The organism is Ruegeria sp. (assembly GCF_040830605.1).
GTDB lineage: Bacteria > Pseudomonadota > Alphaproteobacteria > Rhodobacterales > Rhodobacteraceae > Ruegeria.
This window is the reverse complement of record NZ_JBFOMD010000004.1, coordinates 464,231-484,955: the sequence shown is the minus strand read 5'-3', so window position 1 is coordinate 484,955 and position 20,725 is coordinate 464,231. Positions and strand designations below refer to the sequence as shown.

Annotated in this window: 19 protein-coding genes; 12 read left to right on the top strand and 7 right to left on the bottom strand. The window is 58.2% G+C overall.

Features of this window, described 5'->3' with window-relative positions:
* Positions 1 to 49 precede the first annotated feature (49 nt).
* The 5 genes from AB3N21_RS09110 to AB3N21_RS09090 all read left to right on the top strand — a co-directional run bounded on the left by AB3N21_RS09110 (position 50) and on the right by AB3N21_RS09090 (position 3,955).
* Positions 50 to 1,012 carry a cupin gene (locus AB3N21_RS09110; RefSeq protein WP_367934932.1) on the top strand — a complete coding sequence of 321 codons (963 nt, stop codon included), beginning with the start codon at positions 50 to 52 and terminating at the stop codon, positions 1,010 to 1,012.
* Positions 1,013 to 1,100: 88 nt separating this feature from the next.
* The gene (locus AB3N21_RS09105; RefSeq protein ID WP_367934931.1) at positions 1,101 to 2,231 is read left to right on the top strand and encodes a cobalamin-independent methionine synthase II family protein; all 1,131 of its coding nucleotides are present in this window, start codon (positions 1,101 to 1,103) and stop codon (positions 2,229 to 2,231) included.
* Positions 2,232 to 2,936 carry an alpha/beta fold hydrolase gene (locus tag AB3N21_RS09100; RefSeq protein ID WP_367934930.1) on the top strand — a complete coding sequence of 235 codons (705 nt, stop codon included), beginning with the start codon at positions 2,232 to 2,234 and terminating at the stop codon, positions 2,934 to 2,936. It abuts the gene before it with no gap.
* The gene (locus AB3N21_RS09095) at positions 2,929 to 3,624 is read left to right on the top strand and encodes an RraA family protein (protein WP_367934929.1); all 696 of its coding nucleotides are present in this window, start codon (positions 2,929 to 2,931) and stop codon (positions 3,622 to 3,624) included. Before AB3N21_RS09100 ends, AB3N21_RS09095 begins: the two co-directional genes overlap by 8 nt.
* Positions 3,625 to 3,760: 136 nt before the next feature.
* Positions 3,761 to 3,955 (top strand): hypothetical protein, encoded by a 195-nt coding sequence (locus tag AB3N21_RS09090; protein ID WP_367934928.1) that lies wholly within the window; start codon positions 3,761 to 3,763, stop codon positions 3,953 to 3,955.
* 37 nt (positions 3,956 to 3,992) lie between these two features.
* Here AB3N21_RS09090 and AB3N21_RS09085 read toward each other — a convergent pair whose 3' ends face one another.
* The 3 genes from AB3N21_RS09085 to AB3N21_RS09075 all read right to left on the bottom strand — a co-directional run bounded on the left by AB3N21_RS09085 (position 3,993) and on the right by AB3N21_RS09075 (position 6,773).
* Positions 3,993 to 5,501, bottom strand: coding sequence for a TIGR01777 family oxidoreductase (locus tag AB3N21_RS09085; protein WP_367934927.1), 1,509 nt, complete (start codon positions 5,499 to 5,501; stop codon positions 3,993 to 3,995).
* Entirely contained in the window at positions 5,494 to 6,153 is a 660-nt protein-coding gene (locus AB3N21_RS09080; protein ID WP_367934926.1) for a DUF4166 domain-containing protein, read from the bottom strand. The genes AB3N21_RS09085 and AB3N21_RS09080 overlap by 8 nt, the downstream gene beginning before the upstream one ends.
* Before the next feature lie 68 nt (positions 6,154 to 6,221).
* A complete protein-coding gene (locus AB3N21_RS09075) occupies positions 6,222 to 6,773 on the bottom strand; it encodes a GbsR/MarR family transcriptional regulator (protein WP_367934925.1) in 552 nt (183 codons plus the stop codon).
* 453 nt (positions 6,774 to 7,226) lie between these two features.
* Here AB3N21_RS09075 and AB3N21_RS09070 point away from each other — a divergent pair, with 453 nt between their 5' ends.
* From AB3N21_RS09070 to AB3N21_RS09040, 7 genes are all read left to right on the top strand, one after another.
* On the top strand, positions 7,227 to 8,441 hold the full coding sequence (locus AB3N21_RS09070; protein WP_367934924.1) for an MFS transporter: 1,215 nt from the start codon (positions 7,227 to 7,229) through the stop codon (positions 8,439 to 8,441).
* Positions 8,442 to 8,750: 309 nt separating this feature from the next.
* Positions 8,751 to 9,434 carry an FCD domain-containing protein gene (locus AB3N21_RS09065; protein ID WP_367934923.1) on the top strand — a complete coding sequence of 228 codons (684 nt, stop codon included), beginning with the start codon at positions 8,751 to 8,753 and terminating at the stop codon, positions 9,432 to 9,434.
* A 62-nt stretch (positions 9,435 to 9,496) separates the two neighbouring features.
* Entirely contained in the window at positions 9,497 to 10,513 is a 1,017-nt protein-coding gene (locus AB3N21_RS09060; RefSeq protein ID WP_367934922.1) for a Bug family tripartite tricarboxylate transporter substrate binding protein, read from the top strand.
* Positions 10,514 to 10,576: 63 nt separating this feature from the next.
* The gene (locus AB3N21_RS09055; RefSeq protein WP_367934921.1) at positions 10,577 to 11,038 is read left to right on the top strand and encodes a tripartite tricarboxylate transporter TctB family protein; all 462 of its coding nucleotides are present in this window, start codon (positions 10,577 to 10,579) and stop codon (positions 11,036 to 11,038) included.
* 12 nt (positions 11,039 to 11,050) lie between these two features.
* Complete coding sequence (locus AB3N21_RS09050; protein WP_367934920.1) at positions 11,051 to 12,559, top strand: tripartite tricarboxylate transporter permease; 1,509 nt, start codon at positions 11,051 to 11,053, stop codon at positions 12,557 to 12,559.
* A gap of 2 nt (positions 12,560 to 12,561) precedes the next feature.
* Positions 12,562 to 13,620 (top strand): AbrB family transcriptional regulator, encoded by a 1,059-nt coding sequence (locus tag AB3N21_RS09045; protein WP_367934919.1) that lies wholly within the window; start codon positions 12,562 to 12,564, stop codon positions 13,618 to 13,620.
* A gap of 5 nt (positions 13,621 to 13,625) precedes the next feature.
* A complete protein-coding gene (locus AB3N21_RS09040; protein WP_367934918.1) occupies positions 13,626 to 15,062 on the top strand; it encodes an MmgE/PrpD family protein in 1,437 nt (478 codons plus the stop codon).
* Between the two features lie 100 nt (positions 15,063 to 15,162).
* Here AB3N21_RS09040 and AB3N21_RS09035 read toward each other — a convergent pair whose 3' ends face one another.
* The 4 genes from AB3N21_RS09035 to AB3N21_RS09020 are packed head-to-tail and all read right to left on the bottom strand — an operon-like array spanning position 15,163 to position 20,714.
* On the bottom strand, positions 15,163 to 16,011 hold the full coding sequence (locus AB3N21_RS09035; protein ID WP_367934917.1) for an ABC transporter six-transmembrane domain-containing protein: 849 nt from the start codon (positions 16,009 to 16,011) through the stop codon (positions 15,163 to 15,165).
* A 6-nt stretch (positions 16,012 to 16,017) separates the two neighbouring features.
* Positions 16,018 to 16,437, bottom strand: coding sequence for a DUF2141 domain-containing protein (locus tag AB3N21_RS09030; protein WP_367934916.1), 420 nt, complete (start codon positions 16,435 to 16,437; stop codon positions 16,018 to 16,020).
* Complete coding sequence (locus AB3N21_RS09025) at positions 16,434 to 19,562, bottom strand: efflux RND transporter permease subunit (protein ID WP_367934915.1); 3,129 nt, start codon at positions 19,560 to 19,562, stop codon at positions 16,434 to 16,436. Before AB3N21_RS09025 ends, AB3N21_RS09030 begins: the two co-directional genes overlap by 4 nt.
* A 3-nt stretch (positions 19,563 to 19,565) precedes the next feature.
* Entirely contained in the window at positions 19,566 to 20,714 is a 1,149-nt protein-coding gene (locus AB3N21_RS09020) for an efflux RND transporter periplasmic adaptor subunit (protein ID WP_367934914.1), read from the bottom strand.
* Positions 20,715 to 20,725: the final 11 nt, after the last annotated feature.

The window sequence follows — 20,725 nt, the reverse complement described above, 5'->3', positions numbered from 1 at the left end:
GGGGACGGGGTTTGATCCCATCACCCCCCAATTCCAAGGAGACACCATCATGAGCACCATCCAAGAACGCATCGTCCGTTATGGCGAGCTACAGCCCTGCAAAACCGCCTTCATCGACGCCCACACCCCGGGATCGGACCAGAAAGAGAACTTTACCATTGTCGGCGGCGGTGTATCGGAAAGCCCCGACCAGCACGTCCACATCACCGACAAGATCGGCTTCAACATCGGCGCGGCCGGTCAGCCACCGAAATGCCGCAACTCGCTGCACAGCCACACCACGGCCGAGGTCTTCTTTGTTGCCAAAGGGCGCTGGCGCTTTTTCTGGGGCCGCTACGGAACGGCGGGAGAGTTCATCGCCGAGGAAGGGGACATTTTCAATATCCCCACCGGCATCTTCCGTGGATTCGAGAATGTGGGACAGGACTACGGCATGATCATGTCGATCCTGGGCGGCGATGATGCGGGCGGCGGCGTTACGTGGGCACCTCAGGTCATCGAAGACGCACAGTCTCACGGGCTGATGCTGGGTGACAATGGCGTGCTCTATGACTCGAAAAAGGGTCAGGAACTGCCGCATAACGTGCGCCCAATGCCCCTGCTGACCGAAGAGCAGCTCAAGGCCTACCCTGAGGTGCCGGTCGAGAGTGTGATCGGTAAATATGTCGCCCGCTATTGGGACCTGATGGCGCTCGCGTCCAACAAACCGGTCGTGGTGATCGGTGAAAACGGTCTGATCACGGACAAGCCAGGCTTCGAGGTGGATTTCCTGTCGCGTGGGTCCAGTGTTTCCGATCCGGTCGCTGCCGAAAAACCGGTGGTGCTGATGCCGGCAAGCGGTCACTGGCGCATTGTGATCAACGGGCATGAGAGCACCCTATCGAACGGCGACACCGCGCTGGTTCTGCCGGGCGAAAGCTACAGCGCCGCGCCTTCGATGACCGGTCAGGCGGGGCTCTACCGTATCACCGCAACCGACGATCCCGCGGGTGCGACCTGGACCGGAGACTGATTACAGGCTGGCGGTCGGCCCGGATGTCGGCCGCCAACGAACGACCGGGGTCACAGCCCCCAACAAGAGGATGACGGAGGAGACCAGGATGGCCCAAGTTCTGACAACCCATGTGGGCAGCTTGCCACGCACGCAAGAGGTGGTGGATTTCATCTTTGCCCGCGAGCGGGAAGAACCTTATGACGCGGCTGCGTTTGACGCCTGCATGACGGCAGCGGTCTCGGAAACCGTGAAACAGCAAAAGGATGCCGGGATTGACATCGTGTCCGACGGCGAGACCTCCAAGATCAGCTACGCGACCTATGTCAAGGACCGCTATACCGGGTTTTCCGGCGATAGCCCCCGGAACGCACCAGCCGATCTGAAAATGTTCCCCAGCTTTCTGCAACGGCTGGCCGATGAGGGCGGCACTCCGCAATATGCGCGCCCCATGTGCACAGGCGAGGTGCGCTCGAAAGGGCAGGATGAGTTGAAAAAGGACATCGCCAACCTGAAGGCCGCGATGGCCGAACACGGGGTTTCGCGCGGGTTCATGAATGCGGCCAGCCCCGGCGTGATCTCCCTGTTCCTGCAAAACGATTTCTACCAATCGCGTGAGGCGTATCTTGCGGCGCTGGCCGATGCGATGAAGGAGGAATACGAGACGATTATTGCCGCCGGTCTGGACCTGCAACTGGATTGCCCAGACCTCGCGCTATCGCGCCACATGCTGTTCACCGACCTCTCGGATGACGAGTTCGTAAAGGTGGCGCAGATGCATGTGGACGCTCTGAACCACGCATTATCGGATGTGCCGCAGGATCGCGTCAGGGTCCACATCTGCTGGGGTAACTACGAAGGCCCGCATCTGTGCGATATCCCCATGTCCAAGATGTTCGACACGCTGATGGCCACCAAGTCGCGCTATGTCCTGTTCGAGACCTCAAACCCGCGCCACGGCCACGAATGGACCGTGTTCCGCGACCGCAAGGCGGACATCCCCGAGGACAAGATCCTGGTGCCCGGCGTTGTTGACACGACCACGAACTTCGTCGAGCACCCCGATCTGGTTGCACAACGCATAGAACGCTTCACCGGCATTGTCGGAACCGATCGGGTGATTGCCGGCAGCGATTGCGGGTTCGGCACATTCGCGGGGTTCGGCGCCGTTGATCCGGCAATTGCCTATGCCAAACTGGCTGCGCTGTCCGAAGGTGCGGCCTCGGTTCAGGGGGCGTGAATGACGCCCCTGCTCTTGTTGCCGGGCATGATGTGCGACGCCCGGTTGTTCAAACCGCAGTTCGATGCGTTTTCGCCAAGGCGCTCGGTATCTGTGCCTGCCCTGTCCGGCAACGATACGATGGCCGGGCTTGCGGACCGGATACTGAAAGATGCACCTGATCGCTTTGCGCTGGGGGGTCTTTCAATGGGCGGCATCGTGGCGATGGAAATCGTGCGGCAGGCCCCTGACCGGGTCGCGGGCCTGGCCCTGTTGGACACCAACCCGCTGGCCGAGATCGAAGAGGTTCAGGCCCGTCGCGGCCCACAGATGGACAGCGCCCGGGCCGGTCGGCTGGAGAGCGTGATGCGGGACGAGATGAAGCCAAACTACCTCAGCCACGGCGAAAACCGGGGCGAAATTCTCGACCTGTGCATGGAGATGGCGTTGGATTTGGGGCCGGAGGTGTTTTGCGAGCAATCCATCGCGCTGCGGGATCGCCCGGACCAAACCGAAACCCTGCGACATTTCACCCAACCCGCGCTGGTGCTGTGCGGTCGCGAAGACAAGCTCTGTCCGATCTCGCGTCACGAGTTGATGCACAGCCTTCTCCCGCGTTCCGAGTTTGTGATTATCGAGGGCGCAGGGCACCTCCCGACATTGGAAAAACCTCAAGAGACCACACAGGCTCTGCACCGCTGGCTAAAGGATGTTGACGATGAATGACGACTTGTTGACCCTTCTGAAATCTGTCGACACGCCCACCGTCTGCAACGCAATCGAAGTGGCACAGGGTGGACGAGGCTTTGACCGGTTTACACGCGGCACCATGCTGTGCAGCGATCCTGACGCAGGCGCCATTGTCGGATATGCCCGGACCGCCAAGATTGCCGCGCTGGAACCGCCCTCGGAAGCCGCCGAGATCATCAAGGCGCGCCGCATGGACTATTACCGCCACATGGCTGAAGGGCCGCGCCCGGGTCTGGCCGTTATCGAGGATCTGGATGGTGAGGGCGCCGTGGGCGCTTTTTGGGGCGAGATCAACACCACCGTCCACAAGGGCTTTGGCCTGTCCGGAGCGCTAACAAACGGCGTCATGCGTGACCTCGGGGATTTGCCCGAGGGCTTTCCCGTCATCGCCGGATCCATTGGCCCCAGCCACGCCTTTGTCCATGTACGCGAAATCGGAACACCCGTTACCGTGTTCGGAATGGAGATCGCAGACGGCGACCTGATTCACGCCGACCGCCACGGCGCCGTAGTGATCCCGCAGGACGACATCCCCAAACTGGCCGACGCAATCCACAAACTGCTGGCGACCGAAAAGCTGGTGCTCGAACCGGCCCGAGCCGAGGGCTTCGATTTTGATACGTTCAAAGAAGCCTGGGCGGCGTTTGAAAATGCAAGGACCTAGAGCGGTTTTTGGCTGAAAAACTTTTGAACGTTTCGCGTATTCAATTAAACTGGCAGGTTCCAATTTGCGGAATCCTTGTTGCTAGGTCGCGAACGGCTACTTCTGTCACGTGTTCGAGACATCTGTTGCGCGGTGCATGGAGGAAGGGCTGGTCTGTGGCCATGGCTTCGCAGTAGCTGCCAGTTTGATCGTCGCGGACGCTCAGATACAGAACTCCAGCAAGCCAGAGGAAAGCGCCGCTCAAAAGGTCTACTCCAAAGATTCACCACGGGCGGTGCGCGAATATCTCGGCGTTCTTGACGACGCAGCCTTTGGTGCGGCCTGCGAGTGAACTGTAACACTGTCCAATGGTCGGATTGGGCCGCTTGCTAGTCGGCCACTGTTCGGCCTTCACTAGATGTTTTTTGGTTCGATCTTTCAAACTCAACGTGTTTTCGGCCGGTCATGGCGCACAATGCCGAAGTCAGTCTGGGATAAACAAAAGCGAAACCGAGTTTCTGCAATCGCATTGGCAAAACACGCTGTCCGCTTAGCATTGTCTCGCGCCCCATTTCTCCGAGACCACCTGCAATAAGCCACCCAGGGAATCTTAGCCGAGCCGGTCGTTGCAGGGCTTGGGAAAGCGATTGTGTGAACTCAATATTCCGAACGGGCTCTGGGGCGGTTGCGTTGACGACGCCATTGACATCCTGACGGGCAAGAGCAAAGGCGATCACACGGATCATATCATCAAGCTCAATCCACGACATCCATTGCCGACCGGTTCCAAGGATCCCGCCGCCGCAGAATTCGAAAGGTGTCAGTAGTCTGGACAGCATTCCGCCATCGACGCCCAGAACCAATCCAATGCGTAAAATGACAACACGCACCCCGCTCTGCGCGACCTTTATGGCGGCACGTTCCCACGCCTGGCACACATCGTGCACGAATGCCGGTTCCGCCTCAGACGTTTCGGTCAAGGTTTCATTGCCCCGCAACCCGTACCACCCGATAGCCGAACCGTTGATCAGGCATTCGGGTTTGTTCTGAAGCCGTCGGATCAGCGCGTGTAGCGCTTCGGTTGTTTCGACCCGGGACTCAATGATGCGCGCACGCTTCCTCGCGGTCCAGAACCAATTCGCAACGGGCTCGCCGGCGAGGTTTATGATCGCATCAAGCCGCTCTATTTCATCGATTTGGTCGAGGCTGGCAATCACCCGTACAGGGTGGGTTAGAGTGTCAATTCTCTTTGTGTTCCGAGCAAGCACAGTCACATAGTGCCCACCCGCGACCAGCGACTGCACCAGCCGCCGCCCGATGAACCCCGTCCCACCGGTGACTAGCACATGTTGCCTGGGCCGTAGATCTGCAACCAGCTTCGCTGCATCGCCGCGGCCCAAACGGTCAGTGCGCGCAGCGGCCAGAAGGTCGCGCACACCGAACATACCAACACCAACCGCCGACACGGTCGCCATGACGCTCCACCAGCCATAGCTGACCGGGACAAGTGCAGTGGACATGAATGCCCAGGACCAAAGATAAGGAGCCGCCTGCGCGAGAATGGCACCGTAATTCAGCGCCAGAAGCGTGTGATTGATGCGTTCGCTACCGGGCAGCCTGCGCGTCAGATCTTCTTCAACAAAGTCCCACAGCGTGATGGCGACTTCGAGAAAGAGGATCGCAGTCAGGACAGCGGTGAAAACCCCGCGCGGTTCAGACCAGCCAAAGCACAGAAAGATTACGGCATAAAACAGATTACGAACACCGTGTAGGCGCAGCTCCTTTTTTTGCGAAGCGCGCCACGCGAGGCGTTCGGTTCCCTCGTGATGAACGAGCGTGTCGAATGCACCCATGAAAACCTGAACTGAAATCAGCGTCCAAAGAATAGGGTTATCCATAACGTCTCTCCTGCATGTCGTGAAAGACCGCATCCTGTTGAAGCAAATCACCAAGCCAGCGGCTTCGTAGTTTAAGTGAAAAGAGAAAGCGCGATTGCCCGAGATCCTTGTGCGCGATGGTCAGCGCCCCCGGTTGCAACCACCGTGGGAATCTGAATTTCCTGCGCCCGGCCTGCAGAAAAAAGTGGTCACTTTCAAAATAAATGCCTTTGCGATCAACGCTGACGCGCAAAGCCATTCCGATCCCCGCGCCGATATATTCTTCGATGCCAGTAGGGCCAGCGAAACGCTTTGAACTGTATATGACCTGAGGAAAGCCCGCAGCCCGACCAAATTGGCGCACCCAGAATTGCCCAGACCCTCCGCAATCCTCGGTTACTGTCACCACGGCGGGTTGATTCAGGCAAGATGCATCATAAGGTAATGGCCCCCCGACCAGCCGTGCAATTTGGGCCACAAGGCGACCCGTCAGGCTAATGCGCATGCCGATCACTTTGCCTTGATACACGACACTTGCTCCTTCACGTAGGCGGTAGCCAAACCGCTTTCGAACCTTTTCGGGCAGGGCGCGCCAGGCATCCTTTCCAACAAGCTCCCGAAACCGAGTGTCCCTGAGGATTTGGTGGTGTGGTGAAACGCTTGCTTGCTTCATTCCATGACCTGCTGTTGCATCAGATTTTTCTGTACGTAGGGAAATTAGGTTTCAAATTTTTTATCGTCTTATTTGCTGTTGATTTTGAGCAGCGACAAAACCTTGTCTCCCATTTTCATCAGCAAGGAGAGTTTTGACTTTGGTACGTTCAACATCTGTTCCGACCAACGGTCGGCAGTTTTCAGGAAATCCTGCATCTCTTGCATTCGGCTGAAAACGACCGGACTCAAATCAGGCTCTGAGGCAGCCTGCACGATGCAAACGTCAATGGCGCGAATGGCCGGGTCAATCTCACGCTCTTTTCGGCCCTTTGCGATCAACAAGGCCATTTCCCAAACATCGGTTTCCGCTGCGAAGTGCTCCCTGCGGTCGCCGGGGACCGGAACGCGGTGGACCAAACGCCAACCAACGAGTTCCTTCAGCGAGTTCGACACGTTTGACCGAGCAATGCCCAGTGCTTCAGATATCTGCTCTGCGTTGAGCGGTGTTTCACTGAGGTACAACAACGCGTGGATCTGGGCCACAGAGCGATTGACGCCCCACTGGCTGCCCATATCACCCCAATACAGAATGAACTTGGATTTGGAGGATGAGCTTGTCATGTCGGTAGTTTCTGTCATGACAGAAATAGAGGACATACGCAGCCAGAAGTCAAGCCTGTGCCTCGCAATTCAGCTCTGATCAATAGGCCGCTATCTCTTTTGCGTACTTTCACCTGCAATAATGCCCGCCACGGCAGACTCCATTGCAGCATCGAACGCCAGTGTTAAATGACGGCTGCGGCAGCCCCGTGCCGCCAAAGACTACTCAATTAAGGTTGTTCACTGCGCCGAGGAGATTGGCGGCCTCGGCGCCAATCTGCCTGGTGTTGCGTTCCGCACGAAAGGCCCCTTCCCATATTGTCACGGTAGATCAGTGTAAATAAGCTTTGATCCAGAGGAGGTGGAAAATGAACTTCAACTTCGTCGTCGTAGTGAGCAAGAGGTGCATGGTCCGATAAGGGTATCCATATCCGTTTCCATGCGCCCCCGAAGAATTCGGGGGCTTTTTTGTTTTTGAGCGGGCAATCCAGAATGAATTCCCCGGAAACGCCACCGCACTTGTTGACACTGATCCTTTTGACAGGGTTTTCACCCATGTCGCTCAACATGTTCCTGCCTGCACTGGCCAATATCGCCGTCGACCTCGGAACGGACTATGCCATAGTAAGTTGGTCGGTCTCCGGCTATCTGGCCATCACCGCCGTCATCCAATTGATCATCGGGTCACTGTCGGGCCGGATCGGGAGGCGACCTGTGCTCTTGGTTGCCCTATTGGCCTTCGCGATTGCATCGGTCGGCTGCGTGTTGGCGAAGAACATCGGGACGTTTCTGTCCTTTCGAATGCTCCAGGGCGGCATAATCAGCGGACATGCACTTTCCCTCGCGATTGTGCGGGATACGAGATCAGAACGACAGGCCGTTAGTCTGATTGGATATATCGGGATGTCGATGGCAGTCGCGCCGATGCTGGGGCCGATGCTCGGCGGTGTGCTGGATACCTATTTTGGGTGGCGGTCCATCTTCGTGTTCTACGCCGTAGTAAGTTTCGGTCTGTTTGCCATCTGCTGGCTGGATTTGGGAGAGACGAAGAGGCGTGCCACGAGTGATCGCACTGCGCCAATCGTTGGCACCACCACACTTGTTTGGGAACCGCTCTTTTGGGCCTATGCGCTTTGCGGCACATTCTCCGTAGGTGCATTCTACATCTTTCTGACTGGCGTACCCTTAATCGCTCATTCCGTGTTCAGCATGACGACAGCAGAGTTGGGGGTTTACATCGGCTCAACTACGGTGGGGTTCATATGTGGTGGTTTCGTTGCTGGTCGGTTCGGGTCACGATGTGAGCCCATAACGGTGATGATTGCGGGCCGCTTGGTTGCCTGCGTCGGGCTGCTGGGCGGCCTGCTTCTTTTGGCACTGGGGGTTACATCGCCGCACTTCTTCTTCGCCAGCACTATTTTCGTCGGTTTCGGTAACGGTATCACCATGCCGGGGAGCAATACGGGCGCGATGTCAGTTCGCCCCGAACTCGCAGGCAGCGCAGCCGCTCACAGTGGGGCGCTAATCGTGGCTGGTGGCGCGGTCCTAACGGCACTGACAGGCAGTGCAGTGTCCGCAACACATGGCGCACAGACGCTTCTTCTACTCATGCTCGCCGCATCTGCTGCGAGTCTCTGCTTTGCCATCTGGGCAGCATGGCTCAAACGTGGGAAAGCAATATGCAATGCGAATGAAAGCCTGAAGTAAGTTGCGCTTGGGGCTCGCGGTATCAGGGCAATCCGCTACGAAGCGGTCATTGGCGCAGGCGCAGCGAAATGGTGCCTCATCCTGTCGCTTCGCTCCTTCACCTGTTTTGCGTGTTACGCGATTAATGGACGTCCACTCTTGGGAAGTCGCACTATAGCGCTGGTGATAGGTATAGGCGGCGGTTATTGGCCGTCTGTGCATGATAGGACAGTATCCGCTAGCCGAAAACTTTCTGGCACCAGGCTTTTGGACAATAAGAGGTTCCGCCAATCGTTGACAGTTGACGGTTGAGCGAACAGAATTGCTCACATGAAAACACCTCCATCAACACATTCCGCCACTCAGGCTATCAGTCAGCGGAGGGCGAACACGATTACGTCCATTGCCGTGGGCGCGATAGAAGCAATGATCGTGTCGGGTGAACTGGTTGCAGGCGACCGGATCAATGAGAGCACGCTAGCCGAACGCCTTGGAATCAGCCGGGGGCCGATCCGTGAAGCGTGCAGAAGCCTCGAGCAGGCCGGACTGCTGACCAGCAAGGTAAACCGGGGCATGTATGTGCGCGAGGTTTCTCTGGATGAAGCACGAGACCTGTATGAATTGCGCGGAGCCATCGCGGGGCTTGTTGGGGAATTGATCGTAAAGCGAGCAGATGACACTGAAATTGCAGAACTAAGTGGTCTCGTGGAGCAGATGCAAATAGCTGCGGATAACGGCAACGCGGCGGAGTACTATAAGCTGAATTTGCAGTTTCATGATGCTTTGGTTCTGGCGGCCCGAAACAGCGCGCTTGAGGATACCTACCGGAAGATTGTCAATCAGCTTCACTTGTTGCGGAGGCGTGGACTTGTCCAGGAAGGTAACCTTCAAGTTTCAAATTCCGAACACAAGAAGATAGTCGACGCGTTGATGCAGCGCAATGCTTCTGCGGCGAACAAGGCGCTGCGCGACCATGTTTCCAACGGCCTGACACGTCTGATCGCATCCCTTTAAGCCATTCGCAGACGGTTAGGTGAATTCTTAAATTGAAAACTGTTGACAGTTTACAGTATGTAATGTTACTCATCGAAGTCAGCGGCCGTAACCGGCTTGGCGGCTATCTATGGGAGGACACTATGAAAACACTTTCGCGTATCGCTGCTGGTGCGATGATCGTGGCAGCACTCGCCACATCATCGGCGGCAGAAGAATACCCCTCGCAGCCGATTGAGGTTGTAACTCACGCGTCCGCCGGCGGCGGCACCGACACAACCGCACGAACAATGCTGATCCGTGCCCGAAAAGAGCTGGGTGTAGACGCCTTTGTGCAAATCAAAAAAGGTGGTGGCGGCGCCGTGGCCATGAGCTATGCCTCAAGCAAACCCGCAGACGGCCATACACTTATGGCGATTACACCGACCCATCTGATCACCATGGCTCGGGGTCGAGCGCCGATTAGTATCGGTGACGTGAAAGGCATCGCTCGTTCGACTGATGACCCGATCATTGTCGTGGTCAACAAGGATTCCGGAATAGAAAATCTGGAGCAGCTGATAGGGGCTTCTAAAGAGTCTCCAATCAAATGGGGCGGTACGCAGGCTGGCGGGATCGATCATATTGCCGCAATGACCTTCGCCAACAGATCCGGTGCCAAAGTGGCTTACGTTCCTTTTGATGGTGGCGGCGCGATTATTACGAACCTGATGGGAAAGAACATTCAGGCTGCTGGTCTGAACTATGGCGAGGCCGTCGATGGCATCGAATCCGGTGACTTCGTCCCGTTGGCGATCATGGCTAAAGAGCGGCTGGGTGTTCTGCCGGACACGCCAACACTGAGCGAGTTGGGTATCGACGGCGTCAATTTTTCGACGGTGCGGGGCGTTATCGTGATGAAGGATACCCCGGAGGATCGTGCAGCGCTCTTGGAAGAAAAACTGCTTAAAGGCATGGAGCACGGCACTTATCAGGCCTACCTCGAGGGCATTGGTCTGGACGCGGGCTCGGTTGCAGGCTCGGAGGTCTGGGATGCTCAGATCCGTGAGATGTACGACAACATCTACGCAACCCTCGAAGAACTGGGCCTGCGCAAGTAAGGCCGCCTCCCGACCGCCCGCCGCCATGGCGGGCGGTCACTCTTTCCATTGGAAGGGAACCCCATGAAACTCTCTCGCGACCTTGTCGCAGGCGGGCTGATCCTTGTCCTGTCGGCAATCCTTTGGTGGGTCACAACGACCTTTGACTCGGACCCGCTCGGCATGGCGCAGGGAATGCCAGCAACGCACATGCCCCGTCTGATCCTCGGCGTGATCGCTGTACTTACCGTCATCATGATCCTGCAAAGCCTCGCAAAAGAGGGCGACGCGCTGGGTGGTGTACCGCCCTGGCAAATGCCTGCCACGGCAGCTGTGCTTGGGCTGGCAGCCATACTGTTTCCAGTTCTTGGCGTACCGCTGGTGTTTTTCTGCATTTGCCTGGTTTTGCCGGTGATGTGGGGCGCGCGGAACTACGGCGCGGTAGTGGCCTTTGCCGTTGGCGTTCCGGTGGCAATCTACGTGGTCTTCAAAATGCTGCTCGGTTTGCGTTTGCCCATGGGCCCGCTCACGGCGCTGGGGCTTTGAAGGGAGGCGAAAATGGACATTCTTGGCGGACTTCTTGAAATCATCCAACCCACGACCCTGCTGCTGATCATGGTGGGGACAATCGTTGGCGTATTGGTCGGCGCGCTTCCGGGCTTGTCAAGCTCTATGGCAGTCGCGTTGTTGTTGCCTTTCACTATCTATCTGGAACCGATCCCTGCCATCGCGATGCTCGCAGCGCTTTATTGTGCCGGAACATTTGGTGGTAGTATCACAGCAATCCTAATCAACGCGCCAGGCGCGCCGCCTGCGGCCGCGACCGCATTCGACGGGTACCCACTGGCCAAAAATGGTGAGGCGGGTAAGGCGCTCGGCATGGCTGCGGTCGCAAGTGTCGCTGGAGGGATTTTCTCACTAATCGTTTTGATCCTCGCCGCGCCCGCACTGGCAACGATCGCATATAGATTTGGCCCGCCGGAGTATTTCGCGCTCACGGTATTTGGCTTGTCGATGCTTGCGTCGATCAGCGGTAAATCCGCAGTCAAGAACCTGATCGGTGGTGCCTTTGGGGTACTGCTCGCCACCGTTGGCGTCGATCTTACCACTGGCGTCGAACGGTTCACATTCGGTGTTCCTCAGCTTTACGAAGGCATCAGTTTTATCCCCGTCTTGATTGGCCTTTTTGCCATGGCCGAACTGTTGGACCAGGCCGGGCAAAAAGACACGCCGCTGGAACGTTTCAGCATGTCGGCTCTGAAACTGCCTACGGTCGATGACTTCAAGCGCGTCTGGAAAACGATCCTGCGCAGCTCTGGTCTGGGGACTTTCGTGGGCATTCTGCCTGCCGAGGGTTCAACCGTCGCGGCGATGATGGGTTACAACGAGGCTAAGCGCTGGTCGAAGAACAAGGACAATTTCGGCAAGGGTGAGATTGAAGGCGTCGCCGGTCCCGAAGCTGCAAACAACGCGGCAACTGGTGGAGCCATGGTGCCAACCCTGGCGCTCGGGATTCCCGGATCGGCCACCGCAGCAGTAATTCTGGGCGGTCTGCAGATCCACGGCCTGCGTCCCGGTCCGTACCTGTTCGAAAACCAACCCAACCTGCTTTATGCGATCTTCTTTGCAATGCTGATCGCGAACTTTGTCTTCCTTGGGTTCGGCCTAATTGGCGCGAAACACTTCTCACGCATTTCGCTGATCCCGCGTCAGTTTCTATGGCCGACAGTGTTCTGCCTCTGCGTGGTTGGTGCCTATGGCGTCGGGCAGTCCATGAGCGACGTCTACATCATGCTGGTCGCCGGTCTGGTCGGGTACTTCCTAAACCGCGCTGGGTTCTCACCCGCGCCGATCATCATGGGGCTCGTGCTGGGACACCTGGTCGAGAACTCTCTGGCCCAGTCCATGATCCTGTTCGATCAGGACATGAGCCAGTTCCTGTCGCGCCCGATTGCGCTGTTCTTCTTTGCTCTGGCCATCCTCAGCATCGCGTCGTCACCGCTCAGCAACTGGCTGAAGGGTCGCCGTCGCGCGGATGCGCCCGTGTACAGAGATCTGAACGAGTGACCGTGAGCGATCTCGGCATAACCAAGGGCTTTGCACTGGCCCTCTTGCCCGCCGCGCTCGGGGGCAGCCTGTGGGAGGCACTTGGCCTCCCGCTCGGCTGGCTGATGGGCGCGGCCGTGGTGACCGGTTTCTTTGCTATGTGCAATGTCGAGGTCGTTGTTCCAAAACCGCTCTATAGCGTTTCGCTGGCGGCTTTGGGGGCCGGTGTCGGGCTGTCCATCACCCCGGATGTTGCAGCCACATTGCTGGTCTGGGCACCTGTGATGGTCGTCGCCGGTTGCTTGGGTGTTGGTGCCGCGGTGCTTATGACACCCCTTCTTGCCCGCTTTGGACGGATGGAACGCAGCACTGCGTTTTTCTCGCTGCTACCCGGTGGCGTCATCGAAATGGCGAACGTCGGTGAAGGCCACGGTGCAGACAGAACGATTGTCGCCGCATTGCATGCTGTGCGCGTGGCGTTGGTTGTCGGCCTTTTGCCGTTGGTGCTATACGCGTTCTTTCCTGCATCCGGCGACCCTGTGCAGGATGTGGCACTGCTGAGCTGGACCCATCTGGCCATGGTCATCCTTGTCGGCGTCGCCGGCGGGTGGGCCACTGCCCAATTGGGACTGCCTGCCGCATGGTTGCTGGGTGCGCTGATCGCGGTTGGTCTGCTGTCTTCGTTGGGCTTCTTAAGCGGTCGCATGCCAGCGTCCCTGATGGCCGGAGTGCAGGTTCTGGTCGGCATCTCGCTGGGTGCCAGGTTCCGGCGGGATCGCCTGTCTTCGATCCCGAGGGCGCTCGGCACAGGATTGCTCGTTCTTCTTGTGATCATGACGGCAATGGCGGCCGCAGCCGGTTTGGCAAGTTTGGTCATGCCCATCAGCCTGCCAACTCTCGTTCTCTGTTTCTCCGTAGGCGGAATGGCCGAAATGGTTCTGACCTCAAAGGTTCTGGGTCAGAACGTTGCTCTTGTCGCGGCATTCCAAGCGGTTCGTGCCGTCTTGGTCAATGCCTGCGCCGGAGTTGTCTGGCGCAATCTTGTTTCCCAATCAGATACTTCTCTTACCCCGAAAGGATGACACCCATGTCAGCTGTGCAGAACGCGTTCGCAGAAATGCCCCAGGATACCACGATCACGGCCGAGGCCGCGGAGTTCGTGGAAACGGTCCGTTTTGAAGACATACCCGAAGAGGCCCTGCGCATCGGAACGCGATGTATAGTGGACGGCGTTGGCCTTTACGTCGCCGGGTCCGAAGAGCACACTATCGACATACTGGTGGACGAGGCGCTGGATTTTGGCGGGCGAGAAGATGCGTTGCTGATAGGACGCAACGCCAAGGTCCCCGCGCCGATGGCGGCCCGTGTTTTGGGAACGGCAGGCCATGCCCATGACTGGGACGACAGCCAGGTCAGCATTGATCCGGCGCATATCTATGGCTTGCTGACACATCCGACCATCCCGCCCCTGACGGCCGCTATCGTTATGGCGCAGAAGCTGGGCAACGTGTCAGGCAAGGATTTCATGCTGGCGTTTCTGACCGGTTTCGAAGTGGAGTGCAAAATCTCGGAATGGATGCTGCCGCAACACTACATGCAGGGCATGCACTCTAGCGGTACAGTTGGGCATTTCGGAGCCTATGCGACAGCCGCAAAGCTTTTGGGGCTTGAAGGCGACGCTCTGAGCAACGGGTTCGGAATTGCTGCCAGCTTTGCCGCTGGCATCCGCTGCAATTTCGGCACGATGACAAAACCCCTGCATGTGGGGCGTGCCGCCGAGAACGGGATCACCGCTGCGTTGCTGGCCGCACGCGGCTATACCGCCGACCCGCAAGCCTTGGATGGCCCGTGGGGTTTCATGGCTGTGCAGGGTGGTGGCGCCAACCCGGAAAAAATCGCGCAGGGCTTTGGCAGCACCTGGACCATCGTTGAACCCGGCGTGTCGATCAAACCCTATCCTTGTGGTGTGCTGACCCATCCCACCATTGATCTGATGCTGCGTCTGGTCACCGATGCGGACATTCAGCCCGAAGACATCGACACTGTAACCGTCTACACAGGCACCAACATTCTCAAACCAATTCGCTATCCAATTGCGTCTAACCACTTACAGGCAAAATTCTCTCTCCCCGCGGCGCTTTCCATGATCGCACTGGCTCGTAAGGCCGGCAAAGTCGAGTTCTCGGACGCATTTGTTGGATCTGACCCGATGCAAAAGATGCAGCGTCGGGTGCGCACAGAGCTGGACCCCGAGATCGAAGCGCAAGGGTTCGACAAGATGCGGTCCCGTATCACCATCCGGTTGAGGAACGGGCGTGAGATTGCCGGCTGGGCAGACGAACGCTATCGCGGCGGGCCAGATAACCCACTTACAGGCGCCGAAGTCGAAGCCAAGGCGCGGTCGTGCTGCGAAGGTGTTCTGTCTGAGGCCGAGCAGGATCGGTTGCTTCGTGCCGCCTGGGGTGTGCTCGAACTGGATGATGTTGGAAGTGCCCTGGCCAAAGCGATGACATCCGCAGCCTGATCAGGCACCGGGTACCCGCAACGAATCACACGATACCATCACGAGCTCGGCGTAAGCCGGGCGTGCATAGCCGGTCATAATATGCACGCAGCACCGTTGGTCATCCGCACCTTAATCGAGTCGTAATCTCAGACAAGCGTGACCAGGATTGCAGTGTAACCGGCAGGGTCAGGGCCGCTTCTGCAAACTCCCACGAGTAGCTGACAATCGAGAAGATCGCACCGGGTGTCGCATCCAGATTCTGCGTCGCGAACCAGAGGTTGAACAGAACCAGACCAATCAGCAGGATGAAGATCGTGCCATACAGGATCGCCTCGGTATCCGAGAGTTTGACCTCGAACCGGCGCAACCTTTTGAGGTGAACCAGAACGGGGCGGTCGCGGCGTTGTTCAAGGATCCTGACCTGATGCTCCATTTGCTCGTTGAGCGCCCGGTTCCAATGCCAGAAGGTCGTGTGAAACAAGGCGTAGATGGATATCATTCCAAATAGGGCGCCGCAGGCAGACAGGGCGAGCGTCGGAGAAAAGTAAAACAGCAGAACTGCCGAAACCACGAACTGCACGACACCGCCGATTGCCGAAGGCAATGTGTCTTCCAGGAAGTCGGCCAGCTCACGGCCCATGCCGATCCGGGCGTTCAGGGATGATATTGGCAAGTTCGAAAATCGCGACGCAAGCGTCTTGCCCAATTCAACGCGTATGGTGCCATAAACCCGCGTGTCGTAAATCCGCCGGGCCACTCCGATCAATGTGAGAACGACCAGGAGTGCCGCCAGATGCAAAAAGGGCTGTGGCTCGCCACTCAGCAATCCGTCGATGGCGAAACCGATGAACAGCGGGATCAAAACGGTCAGTGCAGTTTCGGACAGGATCAGAAACCAAGTTAGCCCGACGCGCCAGCGAAACACGCTCAGAAGCGTGCCGATCGTGAGGTTTTGGTCGCTCAACATGGCGCGTTATTGATCATAGTGGATGCGGACACGGACATCGCCTGGCCAGACCGAGGCGGCGTGAAAATCAGGTTCATCCTGAGGATTTGGCGCGCCCGTTGCACCAATGCCTTCCAAGAGGTGCGTCGCGGTCATGTTCAGGTCTTCATCCTTGTTTTCGTCATGAAACAACAGAACTGCGTAAGGACCGGCGTTGAGATTCGAAAACTCGTGGCGGACACTGCCTTTCCGAGACGGGATCTGGGCGTAGTCTATGGCGCTCCAGAGATCCAAATTGTCAAATGCGCGGGCATCATCGAAAACAAGGATCACGATGTTCCCTTTGGCATTCCGGATGCCGTCCACGGTTACATTCAGGCCGTCAGCAACGGCGGGCGTTGCCAATGTCACCATGGCGACTGCGGCGCCCATCAGTTTTCGGATCATGCCTTTGTCCTTTCCGTACCTGGTTGTGGGAGGGGGGTTTTGAAGATCGCTATGACGTCTTCGGCAATTGCGATAAGCACCGGGACAAGCACCAGCATCAGCGCGGTGCCGAACAGCTCGCCAAAGGCCAGCGAGATTGCTGCCGGGATGAGGTATTGCGCCTGCTCGGAGGTTTCGGTCAGCAAGGGCAACAAGCCGATCACCGTCGTCGCCGTGGTCAGGAAGATCGCCTTGAAGCGCCCGACACCTGCACTGTTCAAGGCCAGATGAACTGGCTGACCCTCATCGCGGGCCTGATTGTAACGTGTGATCATGACCAGGCTGTCGTTCACGATCACACCGGTCAGTGCCAGCATGCCGAAAAACGAGAACAGCGAAATCGAAACACCCATGATCAGGTGGCCGACGGCGGCTGCAATGAAACCAAAAGGGACGATGGCCAGAATGACGAAAGGTTGCCAGTAACTTTTCAGCGGCACGGCCATCAGCACATAGATCAGAACCGCCGCCAACAGCAGCGCGCGTTTCAATCCGTCGCTGATATCCGACATCTCCTCCAGCTCTCCGGCCGGCAGGACAGTCACGCTGGGGTATTTCTCCCAAAGTTCGGGAACCAGTTGCTCGAACACCGCCTGCCCGACCTCTTCCGGAGCGACAAGATTGCGGTCGATCGAGGCGGCCACAATATTCATGCGCTTGCCGTCGCGACGGTTGACGATACCGGACGCATAGGCCCCTTCGATTTCGGCAACCGTTTCCAGTGGTACCCACGCGCCGGACGCGCTGCGCAATCGGGTCTGCATCAGATCGGCCAATGTATCGCGGTTTTCACGTGCGTTCTGGACGACCACGCGAATTTCCGAACCATCGCGCCTGACCTTGGTCACTTCGGCCCCGCCGAAGCCATAGCCGATCTGGTTGGCGAGGGTCTCGGCGTTGAAGCCAAGGTGCCGCGCATCCGGGCGCAGGCGCAGTTTCAGCTCGGGTTGCCCACCGGCCAGCCCGTCCCGAACATTTGCCACGCCTTCGATTTTGGACAGAAAGGCCTTCATCTCAGCGCTGGCCTGCCGCAGCAGGTCCTCGTCCTGTGACGCCAACCGGATGCGAAACCCACCGGCGAGCGATTCAGACCCGGTGAATTCGAGTTCGGTTGCACCTTCGACGTCACCCACCCGTTTGCGCCAGTCACGCACCACTTTCAGGATTGGAACTTCTGGACGTTCCGCAACCGGGATCATCTCGGCGTAGATCTGCGCGCTGCCCGCGCTGTTGATGATGGTGAATACGGTTTGCACGGGCGGTTTGACCATGCCTGTGTCCTCGGCAAGATCCGAGTTCAGGTCGTTCAGCACCCCTTCAATCCGTTCCACATTGGCGCGGGTCAGTGCAAAGGGCGCGCGGGCGTCCATTTCAAGATTCATCGTGATGACCTGACCGGGCACTTCGGGGAAGAACACGGTCCTCACCTTGCCCTTGTACATCAGGCCAAGCCCCAGCGTTGCAGCGGCAATGAACAGGATCAGCACGGCGTAGCGTTGGCGCACCGCGGCAACGAGCATGGGTTGGTAGATGTGGTCCCGGACCCAATACAACCCACCTTGCGCCGCGTCCTGCACGCCGCCCCAGAGGCGGGTCAGCAGATAGCGGCGTCCCTGCCCCATCCGGACATATGCCAGATGCGCAGGCAGGATGAATTTGCTTTCGATGAGCGAGAAGATCAGCGTCAGGATCACGATACCCGAAAACCCGGCCAGCACTTTGCCCAGTGGGTTGTCGATCAGCAACATCGGGAAGAAGGCCGCTATCGTGGTCAATACGCCAAACACTGTGGCAATGGCCACGCGGTGCACACCGCGCTCGGTGTCCTTGATCGGGTCTTTGCCTTTGCGGCGTTCTTCGAAAACGCTCTCACCGACCACAACGGCGTCATCGACCAGGATGCCCAACGCGATGATCAGACCAAAGGTGGTGACATCGTTCAGCGAGTAATCCACCCATTTCGAGCCTGAAACCGCAATCGCCCCCATGACCGAGATCGGAATGCCCATTGCAACCCAGAAGGCAAGACGCACGTTCAGGAAGATTGACAGCATCAGGGTCACAAGGATCAGCCCCTGCACCCCGTTCGAACGCAGCAGCGCCAGCCGGTCCGAGATGTAGCCAGCGCTATCGCCCCAGACCTCGACATGAATCCGCGCGGGCAGCTGTCGGCTGAAATCCTCCACCGTGCTGCGCACCACATCGCTGATCTCGAGCAGGTTTTCTTTTTGCCCGACCAGAACCTCCATTCCCACGGTCGGTTTGCCGTTCAATCGAAACAAGTATTCGCCGTCCTGAAACCCGTCCTCGATGGTGGCGATATCGTCCAGTGGTACGAAAGATCCGTCGCCGCGTACGATAATGGGCAGGGCCGCGTATTCCGGCCCATATTTCGCCCGGTCATCGGCCCGCAGAAAAATCGTTCCGCCTTCGGTGCGCAACCGGCCGGCCTGAAATGTCAGCGAGTTCTGCTCTATCGTGCGGGTAACATCCGAGACGGTCAGGCCATAGTGTCGTAATCGCGCGGGGTCGATTTCGATGCGCAACTCGCGTGGGATCAACCCCCAGATTTGCAGACGGGACAATTCTGGTTGGGCCAGCAGCTCTTCCTTGAGGCGCTGTGCCAGTGTCTGCAGTGTGGCCGGATCGGTTTCGCCATACAGGTTCAGGTAGAGCGCGGGGAAATCAAAGCCTGAAGCTTCGATCACCGGGCGGCGGGCGGTATCGGGGAGGTCGGTCAACCCGTCGATGCGTATGCGCACGCGGTCCAGTACGGCCTGCAATTTCTCCCCACCCGCGCGGCGGACCGTGACCACACTGAGATCGTTTTGAGACTGCGAGGTGACGCTACGCACACCTTCCAGCCCCTCAAGGGCCTGCTCAACCTTCTGTGTCACCAGTTCGTCGACCTGTACGGCTGTCGCATCAGGAAATTCAGTCGCGATGGTGACGCTTTCCGGCGGGATACGCGGGAAGCCTTCGATGCGGATATTCAGCAGCGTCTGCACGCCAAGAAAGAGGATCAGGGCCATCATCAGGTTGGCGGCGACGGGGTTGCGAATGAACCAGGATGTCAGCGCATGCATGGCTCAACCCTCATCCGACCGCGGCGTCACCCGCTGACCCGGCAGAAACGAGGCCAGCGGCGTCTTGGCCACCCGCCACGGGCCGGTCCCTTCGGGTGCCGATATCGTTATTGTGCCTTCGTTACGGAACAATATGTCCGGGCTGATCCGGTGCAGTTGATCGTTGTCTCCTATCAGCCAGACATACCCGGCGCGGGACAGCGTACTTTCCGGCAGGGTCAGCGTGTCTGCGATCTGACGCCCAAGAAGGCGAACCTTTAGAAAGTCTCCGGCCAGTACCCGCCCATCAGGCGAGGCGACGTCCAGAAAGAGGCGTACTTGTCGCGTGTTCTGATCCAGAAACCCACCCCCGTGGCGGACCTGAGCCTCTCCCAATGGCACTCCGGTGCGATGTATCAGCTCTGCTTTTGCACCGGAAATCGGATGGTTCAGAAGCGCCCAATCCGCTTGACTGAACTCGGCGACCAGTTCGAATTGCCGATCATCGGACAGGTGCACCAAAGCATCCCCCGGAGCCACCGTTTGGCCAAGGCTGGCAAAGCGCTGCGTGACAAAGCCAGAAAACGGGGCCACCACATCTGCTTGCGCCAGCTCGGTTCGTACCGCGTTCAGGCGCGCCTCGGCCGCTGCGACGGTTTTCTCCGCGATGCGCAGTTGCGGCAAGTTCAGCGCCAGATCGTTGGGTGGTTCCACGCCATCCCGATCAAATTGGCGTCGAGCAACGGTGACATTGTTCTGCGCACGCAACAGAGCCAGCTTCGCCTGTTCATGCTCCATCGCTGCTGCGGCGACGGCGCTTTCATAGGGCGCACTCTCAATCGAGAACAAAGGATCCCCCCGGTCCACCTTTGCCCCGGCCAAAGCGGCTTCGTGAATCGCGATAATGCGCCCGGATATGGCAGACCGCAGTTCGGCATCCCAGCGTGGACGAACCTCGGCAAAGGCCGATATGCGCGCCCGTACCGTTTGCGGGACCACGGTGACCACCGAAACAACGGGCGGCGGTGGCGCGGTCGTTGTTGCCCGCACATCGATTGTGTCTTCGGTGTCGAACAACAGGAGCACTATCGCGACAAGCAATGCCAAGGCAAGTCCGATCCAGAGCCATCGGCGTTTCGGGTTTTGCGGCGCTTCCACGGATTTGTCAGTCATGAAACGGCCCC

Excerpts from the sequence above, each read along its gene's own strand:
- AB3N21_RS09110 (WP_367934932.1), top strand. The coding sequence starts at position 50 with ATGAGCACCATCCAAGAACGCATCGTCCGTTATGGCGAGCTACAGCCC.
- AB3N21_RS09105 (WP_367934931.1), top strand. The coding sequence starts at position 1,101 with ATGGCCCAAGTTCTGACAACCCATGTGGGCAGCTTGCCACGCACGCAA.
- AB3N21_RS09100 (WP_367934930.1), top strand. The coding sequence starts at position 2,232 with ATGACGCCCCTGCTCTTGTTGCCGGGCATGATGTGCGACGCCCGGTTG.
- AB3N21_RS09095 (WP_367934929.1), top strand. The coding sequence starts at position 2,929 with ATGAATGACGACTTGTTGACCCTTCTGAAATCTGTCGACACGCCCACC.
- AB3N21_RS09090 (WP_367934928.1), top strand. The coding sequence starts at position 3,761 with ATGGAGGAAGGGCTGGTCTGTGGCCATGGCTTCGCAGTAGCTGCCAGT.
- AB3N21_RS09085 (WP_367934927.1), bottom strand. The coding sequence starts at position 5,501 with ATGGATAACCCTATTCTTTGGACGCTGATTTCAGTTCAGGTTTTCATG.
- AB3N21_RS09080 (WP_367934926.1), bottom strand. The coding sequence starts at position 6,153 with ATGAAGCAAGCAAGCGTTTCACCACACCACCAAATCCTCAGGGACACT.
- AB3N21_RS09075 (WP_367934925.1), bottom strand. The coding sequence starts at position 6,773 with ATGACAGAAACTACCGACATGACAAGCTCATCCTCCAAATCCAAGTTC.
- AB3N21_RS09070 (WP_367934924.1), top strand. The coding sequence starts at position 7,227 with ATGAATTCCCCGGAAACGCCACCGCACTTGTTGACACTGATCCTTTTG.
- AB3N21_RS09065 (WP_367934923.1), top strand. The coding sequence starts at position 8,751 with ATGAAAACACCTCCATCAACACATTCCGCCACTCAGGCTATCAGTCAG.
- AB3N21_RS09060 (WP_367934922.1), top strand. The coding sequence starts at position 9,497 with ATGTTACTCATCGAAGTCAGCGGCCGTAACCGGCTTGGCGGCTATCTA.
- AB3N21_RS09055 (WP_367934921.1), top strand. The coding sequence starts at position 10,577 with ATGAAACTCTCTCGCGACCTTGTCGCAGGCGGGCTGATCCTTGTCCTG.
- AB3N21_RS09050 (WP_367934920.1), top strand. The coding sequence starts at position 11,051 with ATGGACATTCTTGGCGGACTTCTTGAAATCATCCAACCCACGACCCTG.
- AB3N21_RS09040 (WP_367934918.1), top strand. The coding sequence starts at position 13,626 with ATGTCAGCTGTGCAGAACGCGTTCGCAGAAATGCCCCAGGATACCACG.
- AB3N21_RS09035 (WP_367934917.1), bottom strand. The coding sequence starts at position 16,011 with ATGTTGAGCGACCAAAACCTCACGATCGGCACGCTTCTGAGCGTGTTT.
- AB3N21_RS09030 (WP_367934916.1), bottom strand. The coding sequence starts at position 16,437 with ATGATCCGAAAACTGATGGGCGCCGCAGTCGCCATGGTGACATTGGCA.
- AB3N21_RS09025 (WP_367934915.1), bottom strand. The coding sequence starts at position 19,562 with ATGCATGCGCTGACATCCTGGTTCATTCGCAACCCCGTCGCCGCCAAC.
- AB3N21_RS09020 (WP_367934914.1), bottom strand. The coding sequence starts at position 20,714 with ATGACTGACAAATCCGTGGAAGCGCCGCAAAACCCGAAACGCCGATGG.